The organism is Mycetohabitans sp. B3 (genome assembly GCF_021498065.1).
Classification (GTDB): domain Bacteria; phylum Pseudomonadota; class Gammaproteobacteria; order Burkholderiales; family Burkholderiaceae; genus Mycetohabitans.
Genome location: NZ_JAHLKN010000093.1, coordinates 1 through 444 on the forward strand (window position 1 = coordinate 1; position 444 = coordinate 444).

A 444-nucleotide genomic window follows, 5' to 3' on the forward strand; every position below is an offset into this window, starting at 1 on the left:
AAGCACTGCGCCCATTGGCCTGAGCCGGCGACGCTGGCAAGCCGCGCAGCCCCTGCTTTCCAGCAGCGGCTGCGTCAGACGACTGACCTGGCCATTCAATGGGTAGACGACTATGTGCTGGATGCGGGCCGGCTGGCGCAGTTTCTGAGCGCTGCACTGGCCGCGTATGTGCATCGCATGACTGGCGCGCAGGACGTGGTGTTCGGTTTTCCAGTGACTGCCCGCTTGGGGGCAGACTGGCACATTCCTGGCGTGGTCGCCAATACGGTTCCATTGCGGTTCAGATTCGAGCCGGAGATCAACTTATTGTCGTTGATGCGGCAGGCGGCGAAGGAAATCCAAAGCGCACTGCAATATCAACGCTACCCGAGCGAAGCGCTGCAGCGTCAACTTGGGCTGGCGCCGGGGCAGTCACTATTGGGCATCAAGGTCAACGTGATGCCG

At 61.5% G+C, this 444-nt stretch carries 1 protein-coding gene; it reads left to right on the top strand.

The annotated features are described in order from the left end of the window. The coding region (locus tag KQH55_RS15715) for a condensation domain-containing protein (protein ID WP_235091622.1) at nt 1-444 on the top strand (444 nt) is incomplete at both ends.